2 protein-coding genes and 1 tRNA gene are annotated in these 2,760 nt (G+C 61.0%); 2 read left to right on the top strand and 1 reads right to left on the bottom strand.

The window, feature by feature from the left end; translation table 11 throughout:
- Positions 1-386 precede the first annotated feature (386 nt).
- Positions 387-1,661, bottom strand: a complete 1,275-nt coding sequence (locus EYB53_RS24280) for a glycosyltransferase family 4 protein (protein WP_135482020.1) — start codon at positions 1,659-1,661, stop codon at positions 387-389.
- Positions 1,662-1,737: 76 nt separating this feature from the next.
- Here EYB53_RS24280 and EYB53_RS24275 point away from each other — a divergent pair.
- Positions 1,738-1,812: transfer RNA gene (locus EYB53_RS24275), tRNA-Lys, on the top strand.
- A 245-nt stretch (positions 1,813-2,057) separates the two neighbouring features.
- Positions 2,058-2,760: class I SAM-dependent methyltransferase (locus EYB53_RS24270; protein WP_135482018.1), on the top strand; the 703-nt coding region annotated here is incomplete at its 3' end.

Below are 2,760 nucleotides of genomic sequence, written 5' to 3'. Positions count from 1 at the left end.
AAGACGCGAAGGCGCGAAGGGTTGAGGCAGCTCCAGCGATACCTTTGCGCCGTTGCGCCTTTGCGTCAAAATCAGCTCACGCGAAGACGCGAAGGCGCGAAGGGTTGAGGCAGCTCCACCTATCGCTTTGCGCCGTTGCGCCTTTGCGTCAGAACAGCTCACGCGAAGACGCGAAGGCGCGAAGGGTTGAGGCAGCTCCAGCGATACCTTTGCGCCGTTGTGCCGTTGCGTCACATCAGCTCACGCGAAGACGCGAAGACGCGAAGATTTGATGCAGCGCCAGCGATCGCTTTGCGCCGTTGCGCCGTTGCGTCAGATCAGCTCACGCGAAGACGCGAAGGCGCGAAGGGTTGAGGCAGCTCCACCTATCGCTTTGCGCCGTTGCGTCAAACCAGCAACTCCCGATAGAGGTTCAGGGTTTTGCGGGCGACGACGGGCCAATCGAAGGTCGTACGCACAATACGGACGCTCTCTTCGCCCCAGGCAGGCCACTGTGTGCGGCGGGCCAGCGCGAGGCGCAGCTTGGCGGCGAGGTCTTCGACATCACCGGGGCGCACAAGGTAGCCATTGCGTCCACTAAAGACCTTATCGGGAATACCGCCAGCGGCTGAAGCGATCATCGGCTTGCGATGGATCATGCCCTCGAGCGTCACGAGGCTACTGCCTTCATAGAGGGTCGGATGCACCACAAGATCGACCTCTTCATAGAGGCTATGCAACTCAGCGTCATCAAGGCGCCCGACAAACGTAATCTGCTCAGCCAGGCCCAGCGTCGCGGCCTCATCGCGGAGAGCGGCCTCTTCCTTGCCATTGCCAACGAGCAGCCAGCGCCAGGTTGGCGGCAACTCGTGGCGGAGTTGGGCAAGGGCGGCGAGCATCACGTGAAAGCCCTTATTGCGTTCGAGGCGGCCCACACTGAGCAGCGTCAGGCCAGATTCAGCGAGGCCAAAGCGGTGGCGAAGTTGGGAACGGAGCGCGGGGGAGACAAAGCCGAGGCACTCTTCCACATCAATCGCCGAAGGGATCACACTGACGCGGGAAGGATCGACCCCAAGATAGCGAGGGAGATCGTGGCGAGTACAAGCATCAGTCGCAATCGCGCGATCAGCGCAGCGATGCCCATAGGCATAGAGGGAACGAAAGGGAGCATAGGCGACCCATTTGCGCCAATCGGGGGTACGAAACTCCTCCATCCCGTGGGGATTCGCAACAAACGGCACCTGGCGTAACAAAGGATCGCGCTGGCGAATAAAGCCATAGCCAGTCGCACAGAGCCCCTGGCTATGCACAAGATCGACCTCATTGCGGCGGACGGCTGCCGCCGCGACACGACCAAGGTGCCAAGTATACCAAGGATAATTGAATTGGCGTCCGACAACACCGTTGGGCGGCAAAGCGGGGGAAGTATAGTCATAACGCAGATAGACAACCCGTGCAAGGCCCTGCGTAATCGCCTGACTCGCCACATCGGAGCCAGCGACGCGTTCGGGATCGGCTTCTTGCACAAAAAGCGTCACCGCGACACCGAGGCGGGTCAAATGGGTCACCAGATGAAAGACGTGGCGTTCGATACCACCATAGCCATGGAGCGGAAAGACCACCCGCGCAAGCATAGCTACCCGCAGAGGAACGTGATCATCATAGCGAGAAGAGGCATTCATAGGAGCCTATGATACCATAACCTCGCGTGCATAAAATCCTTTGACGCTCATCACAGTCTAGGGTATAATAACCAGCGGGCCGGTAGCTCAGCGGCAGAGCACCTGACTTTTAATCAGAGGGTCGTGGGTTCGATCCCCACCCGGCTCACCACTCTAGGAAGCCTAGTGTCAATTCGGCACTAGGCTTCTTTTTTGCCGTTGACAGCCAAGTTGACAGCCAAAGTCCGGCTGACAGCTATGGACGGCGGTGGATACCCAGGGAAAAGAGGCCAGGCAGTTCTGCTTCGTGAGCGAATTCGATGCCCGGCTGCATCGGTTGTGGTGCAAGTACCATGACACCTAGGAAGCTCTAGTTGACGTGATCGGCGGTGCGGTAGCATTTCCAGGAGGAGAGAGATGTCACGCGTAGCATCGTTCTATGATGCGTATGGCGAGCGTGAGTGGCTGCGGCTGGAGCGGCACCGCACGGAGTTTGCGGTCACGATGCGCGTCCTGAACGCGGCGCTCCCGCCAGCACCAGCGCGGGTGCTTGATCTCGGCGGTGGGCCGGGGCGGTACAGTGTCGCGCTGGCAGCCCAGGGATACCAGGTGACGCTGGTGGATCTGTCGGCGACCCAGCTCGCTCAGGCGCATGACTATGCCGAGCGTTCGGCAGTGACGCTGGAGGCGGTCGTCCAGGCCGATGCGCTGGCCCTTCCAGCGACGATCTCTGGCCCCTATGATGCCGTCCTGCTGTTCGGGCCGCTGTATCACTTGCTGACCCAGGCAGAGCGGGCGCAGGCGGTGGCCGAGGCGTGTACCCGACTTCGCCCCGGCGGGCTCCTGGCGGCGACCTTTGTGTCGCGCTTTGCGCCCTTCCGCGACGCTGCCGCGAAAGATCCGCTCTGGATCATCCAGGATCCCGCGTACACCGAGCACGTGCTCCGGACCGGTGTTCACGACCGGGGCGAGCTGTTCCCGCAGGCTTACTTTGCCCACCCAACCGAGGTGGTGCCCCTGATGGAGGCGGCTGGACTCACGACGCAGGCACTCATCGGGGTCGAGCGGAATGTGTCAAGCACCTTTGGACACGAGTCTTGGTCAAATGCGGTGCATACAT

It is taken from the genome of Candidatus Chloroploca mongolica, from assembly GCF_004762035.2.
GTDB lineage: Bacteria > Chloroflexota > Chloroflexia > Chloroflexales > Chloroflexaceae > Chloroploca > Chloroploca mongolica.
The sequence above is the reverse complement of the archived record's forward strand: the minus strand, read 5'-3'. Positions and strand labels throughout refer to the sequence as shown.

Bases quoted from the DNA above. Each gene is read 5' to 3' on its own strand.
- EYB53_RS24280 (WP_135482020.1), bottom strand. From the start codon at position 1,661: ATGAATGCCTCTTCTCGCTATGATGATCACGTTCCTCTGCGGGTAGCT.